The sequence below is a fragment of the Bacillus sp. FSL K6-3431 genome (assembly GCF_038002605.1).
Taxonomy (GTDB): Bacteria; Bacillota; Bacilli; order Bacillales; family Bacillaceae_C; genus Lederbergia.
The window spans coordinates 5,384,867-5,406,641 of the sequence record NZ_JBBOCT010000001.1; the positions used below are offsets into that span (position 1 = coordinate 5,384,867).

27 protein-coding genes and 1 pseudogene are annotated in these 21,775 nt (G+C 35.7%); 24 read left to right on the forward strand and 4 right to left on the reverse strand.

Annotated elements, in window-relative coordinates:
• Positions 1–3: 3 nt before the first annotated feature.
• From MHB53_RS25635 to MHB53_RS25665, 7 genes are all read left to right on the forward strand, one after another.
• Entirely contained in the window at positions 4–339 is a 336-nt protein-coding gene (locus tag MHB53_RS25635; protein WP_340924123.1) for a Na(+)/H(+) antiporter subunit C, read from the forward strand.
• Complete coding sequence (locus MHB53_RS25640; RefSeq protein ID WP_340925005.1) at positions 332–1,816, forward strand: Na+/H+ antiporter subunit D; 1,485 nt, start codon at positions 332–334, stop codon at positions 1,814–1,816. Before MHB53_RS25635 ends, MHB53_RS25640 begins: the two co-directional genes overlap by 8 nt.
• Before the next feature lie 40 nt (positions 1,817–1,856).
• On the forward strand, positions 1,857–2,339 hold the full coding sequence (locus MHB53_RS25645) for a Na+/H+ antiporter subunit E (protein ID WP_340924125.1): 483 nt from the start codon (positions 1,857–1,859) through the stop codon (positions 2,337–2,339).
• Complete coding sequence (locus tag MHB53_RS25650; protein WP_340924128.1) at positions 2,339–2,623, forward strand: Na(+)/H(+) antiporter subunit F1; 285 nt, start codon at positions 2,339–2,341, stop codon at positions 2,621–2,623. The genes MHB53_RS25645 and MHB53_RS25650 overlap by 1 nt, the downstream gene beginning before the upstream one ends.
• Positions 2,601–2,957 carry a Na+/H+ antiporter subunit G gene (locus tag MHB53_RS25655; RefSeq protein ID WP_340924131.1) on the forward strand — a complete coding sequence of 119 codons (357 nt, stop codon included), beginning with the start codon at positions 2,601–2,603 and terminating at the stop codon, positions 2,955–2,957. The genes MHB53_RS25650 and MHB53_RS25655 overlap by 23 nt, the downstream gene beginning before the upstream one ends.
• Before the next feature lie 185 nt (positions 2,958–3,142).
• Entirely contained in the window at positions 3,143–4,357 is a 1,215-nt protein-coding gene (locus tag MHB53_RS25660; protein ID WP_340924134.1) for an MFS transporter, read from the forward strand.
• Positions 4,358–4,476: 119 nt separating this feature from the next.
• Positions 4,477–6,525: a peptidoglycan D,D-transpeptidase FtsI family protein gene (locus MHB53_RS25665; protein WP_445661546.1), complete on the forward strand. Its 2,049-nt coding sequence runs from the start codon at positions 4,477–4,479 to the stop codon at positions 6,523–6,525.
• 48 nt (positions 6,526–6,573) lie between these two features.
• On the opposite strand, the gene MHB53_RS25670 is transcribed toward MHB53_RS25665, so the two are convergent.
• Positions 6,574–7,032, reverse strand: coding sequence for a hypothetical protein (locus MHB53_RS25670; protein WP_340924138.1), 459 nt, complete (start codon positions 7,030–7,032; stop codon positions 6,574–6,576).
• A gap of 2 nt (positions 7,033–7,034) precedes the next feature.
• Positions 7,035–7,385 carry a hypothetical protein gene (locus MHB53_RS25675; protein WP_340924140.1) on the reverse strand — a complete coding sequence of 117 codons (351 nt, stop codon included), beginning with the start codon at positions 7,383–7,385 and terminating at the stop codon, positions 7,035–7,037.
• Between the two features lie 186 nt (positions 7,386–7,571).
• Between MHB53_RS25675 and rpmG the strand changes: the two genes are divergently transcribed.
• The 10 genes and pseudogenes from rpmG (at position 7,572) to MHB53_RS25720 (ending at position 16,401) form a co-directional block, all read left to right on the forward strand.
• Complete coding sequence (gene rpmG / locus MHB53_RS25680) at positions 7,572–7,721, forward strand: 50S ribosomal protein L33 (RefSeq protein WP_340924142.1); 150 nt, start codon at positions 7,572–7,574, stop codon at positions 7,719–7,721.
• Between the two features lie 280 nt (positions 7,722–8,001).
• The gene (locus MHB53_RS26520; RefSeq protein ID WP_445661547.1) at positions 8,002–8,097 is read left to right on the forward strand and encodes a hypothetical protein; all 96 of its coding nucleotides are present in this window, start codon (positions 8,002–8,004) and stop codon (positions 8,095–8,097) included.
• A 236-nt stretch (positions 8,098–8,333) separates the two neighbouring features.
• Positions 8,334–8,614: pseudogene (locus tag MHB53_RS26525) on the forward strand (RNA-guided endonuclease InsQ/TnpB family protein).
• A 177-nt stretch (positions 8,615–8,791) separates the two neighbouring features.
• A complete protein-coding gene (locus tag MHB53_RS25690; protein ID WP_340924145.1) occupies positions 8,792–9,358 on the forward strand; it encodes a 5-formyltetrahydrofolate cyclo-ligase in 567 nt (188 codons plus the stop codon).
• 56 nt (positions 9,359–9,414) lie between these two features.
• The gene (locus MHB53_RS25695; protein WP_340924148.1) at positions 9,415–9,594 is read left to right on the forward strand and encodes a hypothetical protein; all 180 of its coding nucleotides are present in this window, start codon (positions 9,415–9,417) and stop codon (positions 9,592–9,594) included.
• 251 nt (positions 9,595–9,845) lie between these two features.
• Entirely contained in the window at positions 9,846–11,363 is a 1,518-nt protein-coding gene (locus MHB53_RS25700) for a rhomboid family intramembrane serine protease (protein ID WP_340924151.1), read from the forward strand.
• A gap of 33 nt (positions 11,364–11,396) precedes the next feature.
• Positions 11,397–11,600, forward strand: coding sequence for a YqgQ family protein (locus MHB53_RS25705; protein ID WP_340924152.1), 204 nt, complete (start codon positions 11,397–11,399; stop codon positions 11,598–11,600).
• 14 nt (positions 11,601–11,614) lie between these two features.
• On the forward strand, positions 11,615–12,586 hold the full coding sequence (locus MHB53_RS25710) for an ROK family glucokinase (protein WP_340924154.1): 972 nt from the start codon (positions 11,615–11,617) through the stop codon (positions 12,584–12,586).
• 622 nt (positions 12,587–13,208) lie between these two features.
• Positions 13,209–15,095, forward strand: a complete 1,887-nt coding sequence (locus MHB53_RS25715) for an LTA synthase family protein (RefSeq protein WP_445661486.1) — start codon at positions 13,209–13,211, stop codon at positions 15,093–15,095.
• Between the two features lie 187 nt (positions 15,096–15,282).
• Positions 15,283–16,401 (forward strand): YqgU-like beta propeller domain-containing protein, encoded by a 1,119-nt coding sequence (locus MHB53_RS25720; protein WP_340924156.1) that lies wholly within the window; start codon positions 15,283–15,285, stop codon positions 16,399–16,401.
• A 66-nt stretch (positions 16,402–16,467) separates the two neighbouring features.
• Here the strand turns inward: MHB53_RS25720 and MHB53_RS25725 are convergent, their stop codons facing one another.
• Positions 16,468–16,644, reverse strand: a complete 177-nt coding sequence (locus MHB53_RS25725; protein WP_340924158.1) for a DUF2759 domain-containing protein — start codon at positions 16,642–16,644, stop codon at positions 16,468–16,470.
• 229 nt (positions 16,645–16,873) lie between these two features.
• On the opposite strand from MHB53_RS25725, the gene MHB53_RS25730 reads away from it, so the two are divergent.
• A complete protein-coding gene (locus tag MHB53_RS25730) occupies positions 16,874–17,500 on the forward strand; it encodes an MBL fold metallo-hydrolase (protein ID WP_340924161.1) in 627 nt (208 codons plus the stop codon).
• Positions 17,501–17,620: 120 nt separating this feature from the next.
• Here MHB53_RS25730 and MHB53_RS25735 read toward each other — a convergent pair whose 3' ends face one another.
• Positions 17,621–17,863, reverse strand: coding sequence for a DUF2626 domain-containing protein (locus tag MHB53_RS25735; RefSeq protein ID WP_340924163.1), 243 nt, complete (start codon positions 17,861–17,863; stop codon positions 17,621–17,623).
• Between the two features lie 265 nt (positions 17,864–18,128).
• On the opposite strand from MHB53_RS25735, the gene comGA reads away from it, so the two are divergent.
• Genes comGA through comGF form a run of 6 tightly spaced genes read left to right on the forward strand, consistent with a single transcriptional unit; the run spans position 18,129 to position 21,763 of the window.
• The gene (gene comGA, locus MHB53_RS25740; RefSeq protein ID WP_340924164.1) at positions 18,129–19,199 is read left to right on the forward strand and encodes a competence type IV pilus ATPase ComGA; all 1,071 of its coding nucleotides are present in this window, start codon (positions 18,129–18,131) and stop codon (positions 19,197–19,199) included.
• Entirely contained in the window at positions 19,141–20,202 is a 1,062-nt protein-coding gene (gene comGB, locus MHB53_RS25745) for a competence type IV pilus assembly protein ComGB (protein WP_340924167.1), read from the forward strand. The genes comGA and comGB overlap by 59 nt, the downstream gene beginning before the upstream one ends.
• A gap of 19 nt (positions 20,203–20,221) precedes the next feature.
• On the forward strand, positions 20,222–20,542 hold the full coding sequence (gene comGC / locus MHB53_RS25750) for a competence type IV pilus major pilin ComGC (protein WP_340924170.1): 321 nt from the start codon (positions 20,222–20,224) through the stop codon (positions 20,540–20,542).
• Position 20,543: 1 nt separating this feature from the next.
• The gene (gene comGD / locus MHB53_RS25755; RefSeq protein ID WP_340924173.1) at positions 20,544–20,999 is read left to right on the forward strand and encodes a competence type IV pilus minor pilin ComGD; all 456 of its coding nucleotides are present in this window, start codon (positions 20,544–20,546) and stop codon (positions 20,997–20,999) included.
• Complete coding sequence (locus MHB53_RS25760; RefSeq protein ID WP_340924176.1) at positions 20,986–21,300, forward strand: hypothetical protein; 315 nt, start codon at positions 20,986–20,988, stop codon at positions 21,298–21,300. Before comGD ends, MHB53_RS25760 begins: the two co-directional genes overlap by 14 nt.
• Positions 21,254–21,763, forward strand: coding sequence for a competence type IV pilus minor pilin ComGF (gene comGF, locus MHB53_RS25765; RefSeq protein ID WP_340924179.1), 510 nt, complete (start codon positions 21,254–21,256; stop codon positions 21,761–21,763). The genes MHB53_RS25760 and comGF overlap by 47 nt, the downstream gene beginning before the upstream one ends.
• Positions 21,764–21,775: the final 12 nt, after the last annotated feature.

A 21,775-nucleotide genomic window follows, 5' to 3' on the forward strand; every position in this document is an offset into this window, starting at 1 on the left:
TCCATGGAAACTTTAATTACCATCCTAGTCGGGGTATTGGTAGCCGTAGCGACATATTTAATTTTGTCACGGAACTTTATTCGTGTCATTTTGGGAACTTCTTTACTATCCCATGCGGTTCACCTTCTTATTATGACGATGGGTGGATTGAAAACCGGGAATGTTCCATTGTTAGCAGCAGAAGGCCCATATGTGGATGCATTGCCACAAGCGTTGATTTTAACGGCGATTGTGATCAGTTTTGCTGTTACTGCATTTTTACTTGTATTGGTTTATCGCTCATATCAGGAATCTAGGACGGAAGATTATGATGAGTTAAGTGGGTTAAATGATGAATAATCTGCTTGTACTGCCTATGGTTATTCCGATTTTGACCGGTATTATTCTTGTTTTCCTCCGCTCATTCGTCCAAATTCAGCGGTGGCTCAGTATCGGTGCAATGATTGGAACAGCGGGTGTTAGTATTTATATTTTAAATAGGATTCAGACAGAGGGGATATTATATCTCGATTTCGGAGGTTGGGCACCACCTTACGGAATCATCTTTGTCGCTGATTCATTCTCGATGCTCCTTGTCTTGACGACAAGTATCGTTACTGCGATTTGTCTCCTATATGCCTTTTCTTCCATTGGAAAAAAACGAGAAAATATGTTTTTCTATTCTTTTGTTCATTTGTTAGTTGCGGGAGTAAACGGTTCTTTTATGACTGGTGATCTTTTCAACTTATTTGTATGCTTTGAAGTGATGTTGGTAGCTTCATATGTACTTATTTCACTAGGCGGAAAAAAGATTCAACTAAAAGAATCGATCAAGTATGTTGCTATTAATGTATTATCATCATGGTTTTTTCTTGTTGCGATTGCCTATTTATATGGAACAGTAGGGACTTTAAACTTTGCTCATTTATCACAACGAATAGCCGAAGTTGGACAAGGCCCACTGTTGACGACGATCAGTATTTTATTTCTGCTTGTATTCAGTTTAAAGGCCGGGCTCTTACTTTACTTTTGGCTTCCAGGTGCATATAGTGCTCCTCCAACCGCTGTAGCAGCGTTGTTTGGTGCGTTGCTTACAAAAGTAGGTATATATGCAATGTTTCGGGTATTTACATTGTTATTTTATCACGAACCTTCGATCACCCATACGCTTATCGGCGTAATGGCTGCAATCACAATGATCGGCGGGTGTTTAGGAGCAATAGCCTATAAGGATATTCGTCAAGTTGTTGCGTTTAATGTTGTCATCGCCGTTGGATTTATTCTCGTAGGATTAGCTGTTTCTACTCAAACTGCAATCGAAGGATCGATCTATTATCTAGTGCATGACATGATTGTAAAAGCATTACTGTTTCTGCTTGCTGGAACAATCATCAGTATGACTGGTACAGGGAAAATCAATGAAATGAGTGGCCTCATTCGCAATTATCCGTTATTAGGTTGGTTATTTTTCATTGTTACACTTTCACTAGCAGGTATTCCACCGTTTAGCGGGTTCATCGGTAAAATATTGGTAGGCATGGGGGCAGTTGAGACAGGTTCCTTCGTTTTACTTGCGCTTGCTTTCATATCTAGCATTTTTGTACTCTATTCCCTTTTGCGAGTCTTTATGAACTGTTTCTGGGGAGAAACAATCATTAGTGAAGAAGATGAAGTCCCGTTGAAACGCGGCTTATTAGTCCCTTGTGTATTACTTGGTATCGCTACTGCTGTCCTCGGTCTAGGAGCAGAAGCGATTTCTGCTTATGTACATGATGCAGCAAATACATTAGCGAACCCAGATATTTATATCGATGCGATTTTGGGTGATAAAAAATGAGAGGTTTTATAGTGTTTCCAGAAAGAAGAGGTGGATGTAAATGCCAGCCCAATTTTTACTGAATTTATTTATTGCATTGCTTTGGATGTTGTTACGTGATGAAGATGTATTAAGATTTTCCACCTTTTTCTCGGGTTTCTTAGTTGGGATTGTAATAGTATTCCTAATGCATCGATTTTTCGGGCAACAATTTTATTTGCGTCGTTTCTATTCACTTGTTAAACTGATCATCATTTTTATTTCGGAGTTACTTCAATCAAGTTATGTGGTGCTTGTGCAGATATTAAAGCCAACGCTGCATATCAAACCAGGCATTTTTACGTATGAAACAAAATTAAAAAGTGATTGGGAAGTGTCAACCCTTGCCATGCTACTGACACTCACCCCCGGATCTGTCGTTATGGAAGTATCCCCTGAGGGTAATGTGTTCTATATACATGGGATGGATCTTGAGGAGTCGAAGGATAGCCTCTTGCGTTCTCTCGAAAAATTTGAAAAAGCGATAATGGAGGTGACTCGATAATGATTGAAATAATGCTACGTACTTCACTTGTATTGTTTACTTTGTCCATAGCAATTGTTTTATATCGAATCATACGAGGACCATCCATGCCTGATCGCGTGATTGCTATGGATACGATCGGCGTGAATCTCATTTCTGGGATCGCGATTATCTCGATCATACTAAAGACGAAAGCATTTCTGGAAGTGATTCTTATTATCGGAATTCTGGCTTTTATTAGTACGATCGCTCTCTCAAAATTTATTGAGAGGGGTGTTATCGTTGAATATAAGCGAGATCGTTAAATATGCTGCCGTCTTCCTCATATTCATAAGCAGTATTGTTAGTGTGATTAGTGCATTTGGGATGATTCGTTTTCCAGATGTGTATACACGGATACATGCAGCGACAAAAAGTACAACATTAGCAGTACTTTTAACTTTAAATGGAGCATTTTTTTATTTTTGGGCTGCAGAATCGTTTATCAGTGTTCGACTTATCCTGGGGATCGTCTTCGTTTTTTTAACAGCTCCTGTTGCAGGACATCTCATCATTAGAGCGGCATATCGTTCAAATGTAAAACTAGCTGAATCGTCGATTGAGGATGAGTTAAAAGCTGTACTTAAAGACGAGAAGTAACACTTGAAACACCTATAGCTTTATTGCGATAGGGTGCGAGAGCATAAGCCATTACCTTACAGAAGGAGCACTTTCTACAGGGGAAGGCTTATGCTTATTGCTTTTTAACTGCGACTTCCATATTTGGTAGTATAAATCTCTCTTTTTCACTTAAAATAGATAAGATGAAAAGGGGAGTTTTTGTTATGAATGTGTTAAGAAAAGTGTTCGGTGATGTTGACGTTTCAAGAGATTTATTATTGTTGTTATTAATTGGCGGTTTGTATTCGTTAAGTATTTCATTATCAAATACATTTGTGAATATTTATTTATGGAAACAATCGAAGGAATTTTTTGATCTTGCAGTGTATAATTTGGCCATCGTTATATTTCAACCCATCACCTTTATCATTGCAGGAAGATGGGCAAAGAAAGTGGACAGAGTCATTGTGCTACGCTTCGGAGTTATTTTTCTTGCTTTGTTTTTTATTGCCGTATTGTTATTTGGTGAAAGGTCTTCAGAGCATCTCATTATCCTTGGCGGACTTCTAGGAATTGGATATGGTTTCTATTGGCTCGCTTTTAACGTGTTAACTTTTGAAATTACAGAGCCAGAAACAAGGGACTTTTTTAATGGATTTATGGGCGCACTTACATCTGTTGGAGGAATAATAGGCCCAATCTCAGCAGGATTTATTATTACTCGATTTACATCAAATATTGGTTATACATTTATTTTCGCCATTTCCTTGTTTCTTTTTGTCGCTGCAGTGATCACAAGTTTTTTTATTAACAGACGCCCCGCTTCAGGACAATATATGTTTGTAAAGATATTTACTGAAAGAAAAAAGAATACTAATTGGCGGCTCGTTACAAATGCGCATCTTTTACAGGGATTGCGTGAAGGTACATTCGTTTTTGTCATTTCGGTTTTTATATTTGTTGTGACACAAAATGAATTTGCTCTTGGAACATATGGCCTCATCAATGCAGGTATGGCATTTATTATGTATACGTTAGCTACGCGCTTAATAAAAAAAGAGAAAAGAAAGAAAATAATGGTGATTGGCGGATTATTGCTTTATTTAGCTATATCCCTGGTGGTTTTCAATATTACATATCCCAAGCTTCTAGTTTATGGTGTATTAATCGGTATTGCATACCCATTGATGCTTGTTCCATATACGTCAATAACCTATGATGTCATTGGAAAGAGTTGGCGAGCGGCTGAAATGAGAATTGAATATATTGTTGTGAGAGAGTTATTTTTAAACATGGGGCGTATTATTTCGGTACTAGCTTTTATTTTCGCGATTACCTTTTTTAAAGCCTCTTCTAGTATTCCAATATTTCTTTTGGTAGTTGGGATAGGGCATACGATAGCTGCATTTATGCTCACAAAAGTGCAGGTAGATGTGTGAAGAGTGGTTGTATTGCATCGGCTTTTCTTTTACAATAAAAGAAAAGCGGTTTGGGGAAGAAAGGACTGTACGGCTTGAAAAATAAAGAGAAGAAGAAAAAGTCTCATGTTCCACTTAGGATGAACATGTTGTTTTTTATTGTTTTTTTGCTATTTGCGATATTGATTCTTAGATTAGGGGTTATTCAAATTGTATATGGTGAAGATGCAAAAAGGGAGATTGAAAGGACAGATGATGTAACGGTAAGTACATCTTCTCCGCGTGGATTAATATATGATAAGAACCTTAATCTACTCATTGAAAATAAACCACAAAAAGCGATTACGTATACACAACCGAAAAGCTTTGATCAAAAAGAAACATTAAAAACGGCCAAAGCGCTTGCGGAAATCATTCATCAAGATACAGAGCGAATAACGGAACGAGATAAGGTTGATTTTTGGTTAATGATTAATCCGGAAAAAGCGAAAGCTAAGATTACAGATGCTGAACTAAAAAAATATGAAGGTACGGATAAGGAAAGTGAACTGAATAAATTGCAAAGAGAACGAGTAACAGAAGAGGAACTTGCTTCTCTAACTAAGGATGATCTCGAAATCTTAGCTATTTATCGTGAGTTTACAGGTGGATATGCACTTGTACCACAAATTGTAAAAAACGAAGGTGTAACAGAGGAAGAATTCGCAATCGTGAGTGAAAGACTAAGCACATTACCAGGAGTTGATACTACGACAGACTGGGTACGCGAGTATCAGTATAACGATACGCTACGATCGATATTAGGAAACATAACATCAGGATTGCCAGCTGAAAATCTAGATTATTATCTCTCGCGTGGGTATAGTCGGAATGATCGCGTCGGCAAAAGCTATATCGAGCTACAATATGAAGATGTATTACGCGGCCAAAAAGAAAAAGTTAAAAATGTAACGCGTTCTGGAAATGTATTGGAAACAATGCTCATACAAGAAGGGATGCGGGGGAAAGATCTTGTACTATCAATGGATATTGAATTACAGCAGGCTGTAGATGAAATTATCGAAGACGCACTTCTGAATACAAAAAGAAAATCAGGTACAGGGCTTCTTGATCGAGCATTTGTCGTATTAATGGACCCGAATACAGGTGAAATTTTATCACTTTCCGGTAAACAGTATTTATATAATGAAGAAAAGGGAAAATATGAATTCACAGATTTTGCGGCTGGTAATTTTACAACAAGTTATGTTGTAGGGTCGGCTGTTAAAGGTGCGACGGTATTAACGGGATATATGACGGGCGCAATTGATCCATATAACTCAGGAATATTGGATGAACCACTCTATATTAAAGGAACTGACCCAAAAAGTTCTTGGTTTAATAGGGGGGGGAATAATATGTATCTTACTGACAGGGAAGCCTTAGCTAGGTCTTCTAACGTATATATGTTTAAGACAGCTATTGCTATCGGAGGTGGACAATACAGAAGAGGTCAACCTCTTGGTATTGATAAAGAAAAGGCATTTTCCGAAATGCGTAATCATTTTGGTCAACTAGGCCTTGGAGTAAGAACAGGCATTGATCTACCTGGAGAACAAGTCGGTTTTCGTGGCGATGTTCCTTCTGCGGAACCGGGTAAGACATTGGATTTTGCTATCGGGCAATTTGATACATATACACCACTTCAACTTGCTCAGTATGTTTCAACGATCGCCAATGGTGGTTATCGGATGCAACCGCAGATCGTGAAGGAAATAAGAGAACCTGGTGATGAGAATGGTGGTATTGGGCCCTTAGCGCAGGCTACGCAACCAAAGGTGCTAAATAAAGTGGAAACATCAAAGGAATTAGTGCAAAAGGTACAACAAGGTTTTTGGGATGTTTTCCATAGTGCTAAAGGAACTGGAAAGTTTTTCAAAGATAAACCATATAGTGCAGCTGGAAAAACAGGAACAGCAGAAACGAGAGAGCAAGGAACAGATGTGTGGAACTTGACGCTCGTTGCTTATGCCCCATATGAAAATCCGGAAGTTGCTATGTCTGTCGTCGTACCATCCGCTTATCTTAATGTTAGGGGTGGAGCAGAAAATCAAATAAATTCGGAAATCGGCGATAAAGTATTGCAAGCTTATTTTGATTTGAAAGCTAATCGTAGCAAAAAAGATAAGAATGAAGAGAATGAAGAATAATGGGGACGCAAAAAAGCAGGCTTATATTAGCACTGCTTTTTTGCCTTTTTAGGGTTCTTTTGTAATGGAGTCTGCTATTTGTTCAAAGTTCATTTCATTATTAAGGTGATATTTTCCAATTTGTATATAGCGTTGTAATTTATTTTCGCCAAGAAAATCATTAAATGCTTTTGCATCAGGGATGATTTTTGCTTTCTCCAATTGGCTGCTTATTTCTTTAGAGGACATACCTTCGCTGATCGTTAATTCAAAACTAGTCACTTTAGGTTCGTCAGGTTTAGTGGTTTGTTCATTTTCTTTTGCCTTTACCGCAATCAATTTTTCATAATTAGTTTCCAAATCTCCTATTTGAGCTTTTAGCTCTTCAATCTCAGCATTCTTTGTTTGGAGATCAATAGATGAAATTGTCGCTTTTTCTTTTTCAATGAAAAATAGATTAAAAATGAATAACAGCATGGCCGATATTAGTAAACCGAAAGCAAAGGCTCTCGTACTTTGTTTATTCATCCTTAAATCCTCCTATTAATAATATCTTGAACTTTCTCAACTGGGAGGGAAGATTGATTAGATATTTGTTGAATATTAAGACCCTGATTATATAATGCCAAAACATGACTCTTTAAGATTTCATTAGGGCTATTAAATCCTTGATTTGCTTGCGATTGCAGCAAATCATCGTCCACAAGCAATTCTTCCTCAAGCACTTTCATTCTTTTCTTTAACATGTATTGCTCTTGAAGAACATTCATTGAGAGCTGTTCGACTTCTTTTTCCATTATCTTTACTCTATCTTTTTGAAAGAATGATACTAAGAATAGCAAAATTGCAGCACTTAATAAGATAATAATGACTGTTTCCATAATTCACCTCGAAAAACATTTTATCATATTTATAACATAAAGTATTTTTTTACCCTCATTTGAACGACTTTGTTTAAGGGAGTAACGATATATCTGTAATTTGGACTAGCAATTCTAAAATAAAAGTGATATTATAGAAAAGTCGTATGAATAGTGAAGAATGCAATGAAGTTTGGAGGGAAAGACATGCGCGTAAATATTACATTAGCTTGCACGGAATGCAATGAGCGTAATTATATTTCAACAAAAAACAAACGTAATAATACTGACCGTATTGAGCTTAAAAAATACTGTCCGAGAGATAAAAAATCTACTTTGCACCGTGAAACAAAATAAATACTAAAAAGCCAACTCACTGTACGCACCAGTGAGTTGGCTTTTTTGTTTTAACGTTTTTTCAAAAGAAGTCTCCCTCTTTAAGCATGTAACGGACAGAGCCCAGCTGTAAGGGGGAGATGAATTTTGGTAAGGCGTCTAGCGTAAAAAGCTTGTGTAATTAAAACATACGTTCTATAATAGTTGTAAATCCCCTAATTAAGAAGGTGACGGTCATGTTACTAAATCTCAAATTCAGAGTCTTCCCGACAGAAGCCAGAAAGACAAGTTAGATCGCTGGCTGCAATATTGCCGTCAAACTTATAATTCTTACCTTTTAGATAAGCAACGAAAGTATAAACAATCGAACAATCAAAGTATCCTATTCAAGATTTGAAATGCAAAACAACAAATAAGGGATAAGAGGAAAAATCCTTTTCTCAAAGAAATGCCATCCCAACCACTCCTAGAAGTATTTCTACGCCTAGAAAAGTCCTATCAGAATTTGTTTCGTGGGGACGCGAAATATCCAAAAATAAAAACATACAAAGTATATAATATTCTTACGTTTCCTCCATTCGGGTATAACAAAAAAGGTAACCGCCTCGCCATGTCATTAAAAACATTCGCCAAATGATTCGTAATCGAAAGCTAGCCAAATCGATTTCAGATGCCGAATGGGGTATGTTTCAACAGATGCTTGCTTATAAATGCAAGAAAAATGGTGACACGCTTGTCAAAATACAACCAGCTTACACTCACAAGACTGCTCAATCTGTCAACATCGTGTCAAGAAGTCACTCTCTATCCGCACCCATATTTGCACAAAATGCGGGACAATATTAGACAGAGATTATAATGCAAGCCTCAATATTCCTCAAAAAGGATTAGAACTTCTAGCAGTCAACATCTGAAAAATAAATAGCAGTAGGGCAAGGTTGTGCCCGAACAGGATAATCTACGCCTGTGGAGACAATGTAAGACGTATGGGATAACCATTACGCAGTGGTCTGGGAAACAGGAAGCCCTTCTTCAAACAACCCGCAAGGGTGTTATGCTGGGGTCATTCACTATAGAAAGGGGTGTACAATATGGATAAAATATCGTTGCGGAAAAAAGTAAGTAATGATCTTAAGTCAATGGATAAAATGGCATACGAACATCAGTCACAACTGATCGCTAAGCGTTTAATGGAAACAAATGAGTGGAAGATGGCTAAATGTATAGGTTTTACAATCTCACAATTTCCTGAAGTAGACACCTGGCAGTTAATTAGATCGGGATGGTTGGATGGTAAAAGTATTGTTGTTGCCAAATGTATTCCCTCGGTAAAGCAATTGAAATTCAAGGAAATTACTTCTTTTGACCAACTTGAAAAGGTTTATATGGATCTTTATGAACCGAAAATGGCGACAACGGAAGTAATGAATAATAAAATTGATTTATTGGTCGTGCCTGGTTTGGCGTTTAATCGACAAGGATTCCGAGTTGGATTTGGTGGGGGCTATTACGACCGCTATTTAAATAGTTTTTTTGGAAAAACAATTTCATTAGCTTTTTCTTCGCAAATCATTGAGAACCTTCCATATGAAGAACACGATATACCGGTGGAACAGATCATGACTGATCAAGAAATAATCAAATGTAAACCGTTATAATATTAATGCATATTCCTAGTCCTTTTTCACACACTAGTGGAAGGAGGGATGGAATAATGAAACAAATTTGTAACCTACTAATTTTTGCCGTATTATCAGTAGTTGTTTTTAAAAGACGGTATCAGTTATTTAATTACATCCTTGGTAATCAATGGTTAAGAAAAATAAGTGTAAATGCTGCGATGACTTTGCCGAGTGTCCGAAATCAATTTATCAAAAGTGCATTTCGAAAATGAAAATGAGCTCCTATCAGCAAGCTGAATATCTGGAATCAGGTAGGAGTAATGGTAGCTTCCATCTACATTTCACTTCAAGTAGGATCTTAAAACCTAAATAAAAGATCAAGATGAAAAAATTTAAAAATGTCGGTATTGCTCTGTTCTTGGCGATACTGATATTTTTTAGCAAAGTTTTTGCATCTAAAACACATATTAGATATAGTAAGATAAGACGAGTTTTGTTTAGGTAAGAAAGAGGGGCTTGTATATTGTCTGAACGACGAGAAGATTATTTTTTTTGGCGACTCGCACATTATTTTTCAAATGAAGCCGAGTACCGATTATTAAGAGTAAATGAAAATCAAACGGAATTATGGTTTGAAAACAAAAGGAAAAAAAACGCGAGACTAATCCGTTTAGTTAGGTTTGACTTAAACTGGGCAAATAAGATCAAACGTGATATTCAAATTCTATCTGTTCAATCAGAAAAACTTAGGAAGCACTTTTTTGCTAAAAAGTTAACGGTACTTAATCTATATATATCACCATTCTTCCCTGTGGATGATTATGAATATTTATTAGAAAATAAAGAAGCTAATACGGATAAAATAAATATTGAAACAATCATTATGTCTAGGGATAATTCAAAGGAAGCTATAGATTCTGTAAGTGAGCTGCTCGAGGAAACTCTGGATTTTCACATCAATGCAGTATATGATGAAACTGAAATAAATGTGTTAAAGCAAACAGTCTTTAAAAAGGCTTCTCAGGAGCTGCAAGAAGAAAGGCAATTATTCGAATATAGCAAACCCTTTTTTGCATACGCTTTTATGGCCATTCAAATTATTGTCTTTATATTACTAGAAGTAAATGGGGGGAGTACAAATACAGAAACATTAGTTAAATTTGGTGCTAAATATAATCCACTAATTTTAGAAGGGGAATGGTGGCGCTTTATAACGCCTGTTTTTTTACATATTGGTATACTGCATCTCGCAATGAATACATTGGCCTTATACTATTTAGGAACAGCTGTCGAAAAGATGTTTGGACATATAAGATTTATATGGATATATGTATTTTCTGGATTTACAGGGACATTGGCAAGTTTTGTTTTTACTGGAAACCTGTCTGCTGGTGCAAGTGGTGCTATTTTTGGATGTTTTGGTGCGCTTCTGTATCTTGGTGTCGTACATCCCAAAGTCTTTTTCAGGACGATGGGTATGAATGTGCTTGTGTTAATTGGCATAAACTTAGTATTTGGATTTTCCATACCCGGTATTGATAATGCCGGACATATTGGCGGTTTAGTTGGTGGTTTTCTTGCAACAGGTGTTGTTCACTTCCCGAGGAAACATCGATTATTTCAACAAGCTGGATTTTTATTACTTACTGCTGCAATTGTTTCTACAATGATTTATTTCGGCTATCATGACGACCGACCAGAGGTAGTAAACAGTTTAGCTTCGAATCAGATGGAAAAAGGGGAAATGGAAGAGGCATATGAGTTACTAAGTGATTATGTTGGAGAGGGGAAAGGAAATGCTGTTTCTTATTTTCAACTTTCTTTATTAGAAATATATCAAGAACAATATGGAGAGGCGCAGAGGCATTTACAGCAAGCGATTAAATTAAATCCTGATTTTCATGAAGCACATTTTAATTTAGCGCTTCTGTATAGCGAAGCGGGAGAGTTAGATCAAGCAAAAGAGCATGTGCAAAAGGCTCAATCTTTATATGAAAATGAAAAATATGAAAAACTTCTTAATGAAATAGAAAAGTACTAATAGGAATACACATTGGTTAAGAGCGAGGGAAATATGCATACAGTTTATGACGTACAACAATTATTAAAAAGATTCGGGGCTTTTATTTATATGGGTGATCGCCTTTCTGATTTAGAGGTGATGGAATCGGAAATAAAAGAATTATACTTTGCTAATTTAATTCAAAAAGAACAATTTCAGCAAGCGCTTTTCGTATTAAGAAGTGAAATAATAAAAGAGCAAAAAAATAAAGAATAGTGGGGGAAAAGAACATGAATGAAAAATTACTGGCAGGAATTGATATTGGTGGTACATCTATTAAACTAGCTTTCTTTACAGAAATAGGTGAAATCGTACATAAATGGGAGATACCTACAAACAAAGCCGATAAGGGGAGTGCGATCATTCATGACATCGGGGATGCCATTCAGTCTAAATTAATTGAATTGTATGGTGATGTTACCCCATTAATTGCTGCAGGAGTAGGAGCGCCCGGACCAGTGGATACGGAACGCGGTCTGTTGTTTGAAGCAGTGAACATTGGTTGGCAAGATAATTTTCCTTTAAGAGATTTGATGCAATCTGTACTTCATGTGCCTGTAGCAATCGACAATGATGCAAACGTTGCCGCTTTAGGTGAAATGTGGCGAGGGGCCGGTGAAGGGGCGAAAGATTTAATTTGTATTACGCTTGGGACTGGCGTTGGCGGTGGAATCATCAACGATGGTGATATTGTTCATGGAAGCAAGGGCGCTGCCGGTGAAATAGGACATGTTACTTCCGTATTGGATGGAGGTTTTATGTGTAATTGTGGGAAAACTGGATGTTTAGAAACCGTAGCATCTGCTACAGGTGTTGTTAAAATAGCCGAAGAACAACTTCAAGCTTATCAAGGGGAGTCATTATTAAAAGCTATTGTCAAGATGAACGGAAATTTAACAGCAAAAGATATTTTTGATTCGGCAGCAAAAAATGATGAATTAGCAAATAATATTATTGGATTACTAACAGATTATTTAGGAGTAGCATTAGCTAATGCTGCAGGTATCTTGAATCCACAAAAAATAGTAATTGGTGGCGGCGTATCCAAAGCAGGTAATATATTGCTCACACCATTAAAGGAGAAATTTAAAAAATATGCATTTAAACCTGTCGCTGAAAATACAGAAATTGTCATTGCGGAATTAGAAAACGATGCGGGAATAGTTGGAGCAGCGTGGTTAGCTGCAAATAAAATAGGTTAATAGAGGATGTTCAAAAAGTCACCAAATGATAAACTGCGAATTTCTTCGTTGGCAATTAGGTACTTCTAATAAGGAAAAGGATCTTCTTTAAAGAAGTGTGGAACCTCTGTTAAGGAAAAGAGGATCCTCTGTTAAGATCGCTCACGTCCTGTGAGCAACAAAGAGGTCAGCACATCGTGTGCAAGTAAGTAATATTCACATTTTAATTCAGTTTTTATATACTTTATGTATGATGTAAATCAAAAGTCGAAATGCTGACACATTCTATATTTAAGTACAATACAATGATTAAAATCAAAAGGAAAGGGCCTATACGGCTCTTTCCTTTTGATTTTCTTACTCTAATGTACAAATATTACTTGGGTATTTCATACCAACTTCAAGGTTATAAGAATGAATTTAAATTAAATAGGACGAGAATGAAACTTTTCAGAGATTAATACGTCTATATATATGGCATAGTGAATAAGATTCATTTGGAGGTTTTCTTGGACTACTTATTATATTTTGAGATTTGATTTTTTGTAAGAAACATATTATGATATTCGTTAGTTCATTTAACTTTTTCAATTAAATGGATATTGAGTAGTGGGTTTTCACTCAATAGTAGGAGGTAATTGTTTTGAGCAGGTTAAAAAAAATAAGTGTATCGCTTCCAATTATAGCGGCACTCATGTTATGGATCAAAACCTATATTGTATATAAAACAAGTTTTAATATCAAAATAGAAAATTTTATGCAAGAGCTAATATTGTTTATTAACCCGTTAAGCTTTTTACTTTTTGTATTAGGGATTTCATTATTTTTTAACACCGAAAAAGTGCGTAATAGATATATTATTATCACTAGTTTCATATTGGGATTTGTATTATACGGAAATGTAGTGTTCTATCGTTTTTTTACTGACTTTCTAACACTACCAGTACTTTTCCAAACTAGTAACTTTGCTGATTTAGGTGACAGTGCTAAAACAGAAATACACTGGACCGATTTAATTTACTTTATCGACGTGCTTATTTTATTCATAATGATTAAATTCAAATCAAAAGCAATTAACATAACCCCGATAAAAAAAGCGAACAGACGTGCATACTTTCTTGTGGCAGCTGCAATGCTCTTTTTGAACTTAGGTCTTGCTGAAACGGAAAGACCGCAGTTATTAACAAGGACATTTGATAGAGAGATGCTTGTTAAAAACCTTGGGACCTATAATTATCATCTGTATGATATATTTTTACAGTCAAAATCATCAGCACAAAGAGCAATGGCCGATGGAAGTGAGCTCGTTGACATCGATAATTATATAAGTGCTGGTTTCGTTAAACCTGATGAAAAGATGTTCGGAATTGCCGAAGGAAAGAATCTGATCGTTATTTCATTAGAATCTATGCAAAGTTTTGTTATGAACAATGATGTATATGGCCAAGAGGTAACGCCATTTCTTAATGAATTTATAAAAGATAGTTATTATTTTGATGAATTTTATCATCAAACTGGGCAAGGTAAAACCTCAGATTCTGAATTTTTACTGGAAAACTCTTTATACCCATTGAACAGGGGAGCGGTTTTCTTTACACATTCAGGTAATAAATACGATGCAATGGCTCAGAAACTAAGTGATAAAGGATATCACTCTTCCACAATGCATGCAAATAATAAAAGCTTTTGGAACCGTGATATTATGTATCAAGCGTTAGGCTACGATTATTTTTATTCAGCTACAGACTATACGATTACTCCTGAAAACTCTGTAGGTTGGGGAATGAAGGATATACCCTTTTTCGAACAATCTGTTGATATAATGAAAACAATACCTAAACCTTTTTATACGAAGATGATCACTTTAACGAATCATCATCCGTTTAGAGTCGAAGGTGATGATAAATTAATTGATGAATATGATTCTAAAAGTGGTACACTTAATCGTTACTTTACAACAGTAAGATATACGGATGAAGCAATAAAAGACTTTATTCAAAAGCTTAAAGACGAAGGTATTTATGAAGACTCCATTATTGTTATGTACGGAGATCATTATGGCATTTCCGAAAACCATAATGAAGCAATGGAGAAATATTTAGGAAAAGAAATAACACCTTTTGAAAGTGCGCAGCTTCAACGCGTGCCATTGATTGTTCATATTCCGGGGGTTACGGATAATGGAAAAGGAAAAACTATTTCAAAAGTAAGTGGACAGATTGATTTAAAACCTACTCTCCTACATTTAATGGGGGTTAATACAAAGAAAGATATACAGTTCGGGGAAGATTTATTTTCTCCAGATCATCGTGAATTTGTAGTATTCAGAGATGGGCGCTTTGTTACAAGGGATTACGTGTATACCGATAATACATGTTATTCCAAAGATACAGAAGAACCTGTAGAGGCTTCCCTTTGCGAGCCCTTTAAACAAAAAGCAAGTAAGGAGCTAAATTACTCTGATAAAATAATTTATGGTGACCTGCTACGGTTTTATGAAGATCCAGACTATACAAATGCTACTCGTTAGTGGCGAATAAAGGCTGACTCATAAGTGCCCGGGATTTTTTCCTCTAAGAAGCAACGTTTGCTATTACTGAGGGTGCCGGGCATTTAGTTATTGAGTTGGCTTTTTTAGTAATGATTCTAGAATGTTTTAATGTGCAGTGCGTTCAATCTTTTGCAGTATAATGGATCAATAAGGGAGGGGAGTTTATGTGCGTCGGACATTAAAAGGGTGCTTATTAATACATATTTTAATTGTTTTTTTACTAAGTGGGTGTATAGAAAAAACGATGGATGCAAGTCCCAAACACAATCCCACTGATAAGAGCGAGAATGAGTCTATCGTGAATTTACCAGTAAAATCCTTACCTATTGATCCAGGAGCATTTGAAAAAGTGTATGGTTGGATTGATGCCAAAACCATAATATATTCTTACGTGGAAGAAGAAATGTATATTGTTGCCACACATCATCTTTTTAATGGTGATTCGAAGGTTGTTTTTACATCACCAACTCCAATCGTCAATGTTATTATCCACCCAAGTCAAGAAAAATTACTTATTCACACATCACCATATACCCATGGAGCAAAAATCTTTATAACTGACTTACTAGGGGAAATCACATTTTCAACAGAAATTGACTCTTATGAATTGGCTATTGAATGGGATCCAAAAGATTCTTCACAAATGTTTATTACTGCATTTTTTGAAGATTGGACATATGATATACATCATCTTAATCTAAATAACAAGGAAATGACCAAAGTTCCTCATCTCCATCCATTTATGAAATGGATGAACCATTCCGTTATTGAACAAAGATGGAAGGACAATGATGGTGCCTTTTTTGCGCCACTTTGGAAAACCTCAGTAGATGTAGATAGTCATTCCGAATTAATAAAGGATACGGTATTTCGTTTTGACGTTTTTTCCGATTATTTAATGGCTATCATTGTTCCCGAAAATAACAAGCAAGTTTTTGAATATCAATTTTTTGATTTTTCTATGGAACGTAAAGCGATTTTGGAAATGCCAAATATAATGCAGTATTCCGATTGGCTTATCCCGAATTATGATTATAATGTGGTAGAAAATCGATTTATTACTATTGCTCCTAAAAACCATGGTAGTTTGGATAATTATAATAATGGATTTAAGATGATTGAACTTGATTTACATGAAAATACAAAGCGGGTGTTGATGGAGGATATAGAAAATAAACCATTCACGTGTACTCCTGATGGTGAGTTATGTTTATACGGGTTTCAGTTAGAGGAATTGTTAAATCTCAAAACAAAGAAAATAGAAAAGCTTGTTACGGATAGTTAAATAGTTAATAGAAATGAAAAAACGAAGCACCTGCTAAGGAATGCTTCGTTTTTCTTATGATTTGTATTAACCTTTGGGAAGCGATTCGGTAATTTTTATTAATGATGCGACGGCAAAGAAGCCAAATACCGCAACAGTGCCAAATCCAAAAACGATCCCAAGAAGATTTTTGTTTTTTAATGCACTGATTGTACCAAAAACAGCAAGTATAGCAACTAAAAGAAAAATAATAACTGTTCCCATCAAAAAAGCTCCCTTCTACAAATAGTTCCATTAATTCTTATTAATAAATGAATACGTCCTTACATATTTTATAGCTTTTTTCCAATTTTGTCGAGTTGAAAAAGTGACACTTCTATGAAGACCTATTTTTATTATACACAAGTTTAAATAACGTATCAAAGAATCAAATCATTTCGTATTAAGGCTCTAGATGATAAAATGATAGAAACGAATAAAGTGAGGAATATAAATGAATTGGAAACAAATTCCCTTAGGGACATATCAAACAAATTGTTACATCCTTTACAATGAAGAGAAGCAATGTATTATTTTCGATCCTGGATCTGAAGGGGAAGCATTAAATGCTTTTATTAGCCAGGAAAAATTTAAACCACTTGCGATTGTATTAACACATGCTCACTTCGACCATATTGGCGCAGTAGATGATGTACGTGACAAATGGAATATACCTGTTTATATACATACATTAGAAGACGAGTGGTTAACCGATCCATCATTGAATGGTTCAGGACGTTTTCCAATTGGAGCGTTCATACAAGCGCGGGCTGCTGATTACTTACTTACAACAGAAGATGATCTGCATATCGGACCATTTTCATTTGAGGTATTACATACGCCTGGCCACTCACCAGGGAGTCTTTCTTTTTATGTGAAAGAAATAAACACTGTCTTTTCTGGTGATGCTCTTTTTTCAGGCAGTATTGGTCGTACAGACCTAACAGGTGGAAATCATAGTCAGTTAATAGTAAGTATCAAGAACAAGTTGCTCACGTTACCAGAAGTAACTACAGTGCTTCCTGGGCATGGACCAGAGACAACAATTGAAATAGAAAAAAATAGTAACCCTTTTTTATAAAAAAGCTGTTTCATTAAATGATTTTCGGATCATGAAGACTGTCTGAAATGAGTCTATTTTAATAAAAAAAGGCTCCTCTCTTATCAGTTAGTTCCTGACAGTGGAGTAGCCTTCTTTTTTTTACAGCCCGCCGCCTGGAGGCATTAGGAATAACGTATAGTATGTAAATCCAGCAAAGAATACAGTTAAGTATGCGCCAAATACATACATATACATCCGTTCAGACAATCTTAAATAGCTAAGAAGTACAAAGAATCCTGTTTGCCCAAGAAAAAGCAATGCCGTTTTGTCCATGCCGCCTAAATAAAACATAATTGTAAAAATACCAGTCCAGAATGCTAACCCTCTGTACATACGATCCATATGTAACCCTCCTTTGCAGCCTTAAATCCATCAATTTCATATTATAAAGGAAATATGCTGATAAAGTAAATATATGAACTGCTGAGTTTGTGACAAATGCGTGATAAGTTCATAATCATCACAAATCTCCCTCGTTTATTATATTATACCCCATTCAAGTGAAAAAGAAAAAAGAATTAAATAATTTTAATCTTTTAGAAGGAGATTATCGATGCTTGTCGAATAGTGTAAGTTAACGAAAAGAATAGGTGGTGCTTTATGAATAATGTCTATTGAAAAAATAGCAGATCAACTTCTTAAACAAGCCCTACATTTTGCAGCCACAGATATCCACATTACTCCTCAAAAAAATAATTATTATATCCAATTTAGGCTACATGGTATGTTAGCTACAATCAAATCCATCCCACCCAAATCGGGAGATAGACTAATATCACATTTGAAATTTATGGCCTCAATGGATATTAGTGAAAAAAGAAAACCACAGAGTGGATCCTTCGAAGTAAATCTCAGCAATCTATTAGTAGCACTCAGAATTTCTACCCTTCCAACAACATTGGCAAAAGAAAGTCTTGTCATTCGTATCTTGCCTCAAGACCAATCCTTTTCACTTGAAAATATGACTTTATTTCCATCTGCTTCACATATTCTTAAATCTTTAATGGTACATTCGCATGGAATGATAATTTTTAGCGGTCCGACCGGAAGTGGGAAATCGACTACGATGTATGCGCTCGCTGAGCATTGTGCAAAGAAATTAAATCGCCGAGTAGTAACACTTGAAGACCCTGTTGAGAAACAAAACGACGCTTTATTGCAGGTCCAAGTAAATGAAAAAGCGGGAATCACGTATAATACCGGACTTAAGGCAATTTTACGTCATGATCCTGATGTGATTATTATTGGAGAAATTCGGGATGCTGAGACAGCTCATATAGCGATCAGAGCGGCATTAACGGGCCATCTTGTTTTGTCGAGCTTGCACACGCGTGACGCTAAAGGAGCGATTTATCGGCTGTTGGAGTTTGGTGTAAAGCAACAAGAAATTGAACAAAGTTTACTAGCTATAACTGCACAAAGAATACTGACGTTAATATGTCCTTTATGTGGATCTAATTGTTCTAAATATTGCACATATACAAACCAAGTAAAGAGAACGGGTGTATATGAAATTCTATATAGACAAGCACTGGAGATGGCATTAAAAGAATCTAAAGGAGGCAAGGAAGTATATCATTATCCGACAATAAAAAAATTGATAGGAAAGGGGCATGCGCTTGGCTACATTTCTATTGAAGAATATAAACGCTGGGTTTTTGAGGAAGTTGACGCTTAGGGAACAAGGAAAAGCTTTGAATAGAATTAGCGATATGCTTAATAATGGGTTTACATTGAACGAGGCTTTAGAATTTCAAAGTCGTTTGGATCGTAAACATTATACGTTATATGAATCGATGATTAAAAGCATTCATAGCGGACAACCACTCTACGAAGTGTTCCACCAAAGTAATTTTGATAGTCAGGCATGTGCACAAATATTTTTTGCCGATAAACATGGCTTTATCGCTGAAGCATTAAAAGAAAGCGGTCAATATTTATTACGAAAAACGGAAGAACGAAAAAAATTATCTAACTTAATGCAATACCCACTTATATTACTATTTGTACTAGTAATCATTGGCATTCTAATGCAAGTGCTCTTACTTCCCCGTTTTAACATGCTTTATCGTTCGATGGACTTTCATCAAGGTTTAGGTATTAAACTTATCCTCTATTTCACGCAAAATATTTCCTACTATTTAATTTCGTTAATAGGCATAATATGCATCATTTTTATTATGACCAAATGGCTTTTTAATAAAAAAACTGCCCTTGAAAAAGCTTCGCTTTATTCACGTATTCCGTTCCTCCACTCTTTCTATACATTGTATCAGACTGCCTTTTTCTCAAGAGAATGGAGCTTTCTATTAAAAAGTGGATTTTCTGTTAATGAAACACTTAAAGTGATGGAATCACAAAGCTTTAGACCATTATTGCGTGAAACGGCCGTGAACATTAAAGAGCTACTCATGTTTGGTTATTCTTTTTCCGATGCGATATCACATCTCCCTTTTTTGGAGGAGGAAATGAAGATAATCATTGCTCATGGTGAACAAAATGGGCGGCTTGATAGTGAATTACATTATTACAGTCATATCTGTTTACAATCACTAGAAGAGAAGACAATGAAAATGTTTCAAATCATTCAACCAATTATATTTATCCTCATCGGATTAATTGTGATCGCTGTATATATGTCGATTTTTTTACCGATGTTTCAAATGATTGAATCAATCTAAAAAGGAGAGAAAATCTATAATGAAAAATTTAATAAACAATCAAAAAGCCTTTACCTTAATAGAAATGATGATTGTTTTACTCGTTATTACGATTATCCTGCTTGTTGCATTACCTAATGTAACAAAACATAGCTCATCAATAAATGAGAAGGGGTGCCTGGCATATGTGCAAATGCTTCAAGGACAGGTTGAAGCATATCGCTTGGAAAATAGTGCTATTCCTGATGCTGCCAAATTAAAGGAATATATTGGATCAACTAACGAACTAGCTTGCCCCAATGGGAATCTGATCGCAATTGATGCTTCTGGAAAAGTAACAGCAAAAGTACAGAGTAATTAAATTGAAAATACTCCATTTAAATAATGCTGCAGATGAACGAGGTTTTACTTTATTAGAGGTATTGATCGTTATAACTGTATTAACGGTAATGCTTTCTTTCAGTGTATTTACATTAGGGAATTTTGCCGAAGTGATGCAGAAACAGCTGTTTATCACTAAACTCCAGTCGGATCTATTTTATGCTCAAGCCTATGCGATTCATCAAAAGGAACCTGTTGTTGTGAGATTTTCGAAAGTTAAAAATGGGTATCAAGCGATGAGCAAAGATACTCAAACATTTTTATTCGAAAGGAAGATACCCGCTCCCATTTATTTGAGTGAGAGTAACTTGGTTAGTCTTACATTTACAGCTGAGGGTACCGTTTCAAACTTTGGAACAATTATATTTAAAATGGGAAATAAAAGTATTAAATTAACTTTTTATATTGGAAGGGGGAGGTTTAGTGTTCAAGAATAACTTTGGCTTTACCTTCCTAGATTCCATTCTTTCTTTAAGTTTTATTTTGCTACTGACTATTACTATGTTTCCGTTTCTTTTTAATATGCTGAATCATTTGAGTGAAGAAAAAAAGGAATTGACTGCTTACAGGCTATTGTTCGAATATGTGGAAAACCAAATAACAATGTATGATGGGATGTCTGAATATAGGACAGTAAGAAATATGGAATTTGAATTAACGCTATCGCTAGAAGGGGGCGAAGGAGGCTGGAGTGCTTGTGTGTATTATGAAGAACTGGAAAGATGTATTAAACAATGATTCTGGATTCACATTATTGGAATCCATTTTGTCCATGTTGATATTGATGACAATTATGACGATTTTACCGCTCATTTTTTATGCCTTCTCCGCGATCGATCGTTCCGTAAATGTAGAGGATGATTTTGAATGGAATTTGTTTCTGATTCAATTTCGAAATGAAGTTAAAAATGCGGATAGGCTTATCATTTATAGTAACCGTGTATTTATCGATAAACCTGAGCAACAGTCTATCTATTATGAGCAGTATGGTACTTCTATCAGGAGAAGGGTGAATAACTTCGGACATGAGATTGTCCTTCAAGAGCTTAAAAAGGCTAAATTTGAGAAAGACGAGGGAGCTCTACTACTTCAAGTAGAATTTCTGAATGGAACAAATGAAGAAGCAAGGATTTCTATACCAGTGATGGAGGAGGAAGAACCATTAGAAATGAAAAAGGAGTCGTATATCCAATTACATTAATCATTACTTTCA

Excerpts from the sequence above, each read along its gene's own strand:
- MHB53_RS25635 (WP_340924123.1), top strand. The coding sequence starts at position 4 with ATGGAAACTTTAATTACCATCCTAGTCGGGGTATTGGTAGCCGTAGCG.
- MHB53_RS25640 (WP_340925005.1), top strand. The coding sequence starts at position 332 with ATGAATAATCTGCTTGTACTGCCTATGGTTATTCCGATTTTGACCGGT.
- MHB53_RS25645 (WP_340924125.1), top strand. The coding sequence starts at position 1,857 with ATGCCAGCCCAATTTTTACTGAATTTATTTATTGCATTGCTTTGGATG.
- MHB53_RS25650 (WP_340924128.1), top strand. The coding sequence starts at position 2,339 with ATGATTGAAATAATGCTACGTACTTCACTTGTATTGTTTACTTTGTCC.
- MHB53_RS25660 (WP_340924134.1), top strand. The coding sequence starts at position 3,143 with ATGAATGTGTTAAGAAAAGTGTTCGGTGATGTTGACGTTTCAAGAGAT.
- MHB53_RS25665 (WP_445661546.1), top strand. The coding sequence starts at position 4,477 with ATGAACATGTTGTTTTTTATTGTTTTTTTGCTATTTGCGATATTGATT.
- MHB53_RS25670 (WP_340924138.1), bottom strand. The coding sequence starts at position 7,032 with ATGAATAAACAAAGTACGAGAGCCTTTGCTTTCGGTTTACTAATATCG.
- MHB53_RS25675 (WP_340924140.1), bottom strand. The coding sequence starts at position 7,385 with ATGGAAACAGTCATTATTATCTTATTAAGTGCTGCAATTTTGCTATTC.
- rpmG (WP_340924142.1), top strand. The coding sequence starts at position 7,572 with ATGCGCGTAAATATTACATTAGCTTGCACGGAATGCAATGAGCGTAAT.
- MHB53_RS25690 (WP_340924145.1), top strand. The coding sequence starts at position 8,792 with ATGGATAAAATATCGTTGCGGAAAAAAGTAAGTAATGATCTTAAGTCA.
- MHB53_RS25695 (WP_340924148.1), top strand. The coding sequence starts at position 9,415 with ATGAAACAAATTTGTAACCTACTAATTTTTGCCGTATTATCAGTAGTT.
- MHB53_RS25705 (WP_340924152.1), top strand. The coding sequence starts at position 11,397 with ATGCATACAGTTTATGACGTACAACAATTATTAAAAAGATTCGGGGCT.
- MHB53_RS25710 (WP_340924154.1), top strand. The coding sequence starts at position 11,615 with ATGAATGAAAAATTACTGGCAGGAATTGATATTGGTGGTACATCTATT.
- MHB53_RS25725 (WP_340924158.1), bottom strand. The coding sequence starts at position 16,644 with ATGGGAACAGTTATTATTTTTCTTTTAGTTGCTATACTTGCTGTTTTT.
- MHB53_RS25730 (WP_340924161.1), top strand. The coding sequence starts at position 16,874 with ATGAATTGGAAACAAATTCCCTTAGGGACATATCAAACAAATTGTTAC.
- MHB53_RS25735 (WP_340924163.1), bottom strand. The coding sequence starts at position 17,863 with ATGGATCGTATGTACAGAGGGTTAGCATTCTGGACTGGTATTTTTACA.
- comGA (WP_340924164.1), top strand. The coding sequence starts at position 18,129 with ATGTCTATTGAAAAAATAGCAGATCAACTTCTTAAACAAGCCCTACAT.
- comGC (WP_340924170.1), top strand. The coding sequence starts at position 20,222 with ATGAAAAATTTAATAAACAATCAAAAAGCCTTTACCTTAATAGAAATG.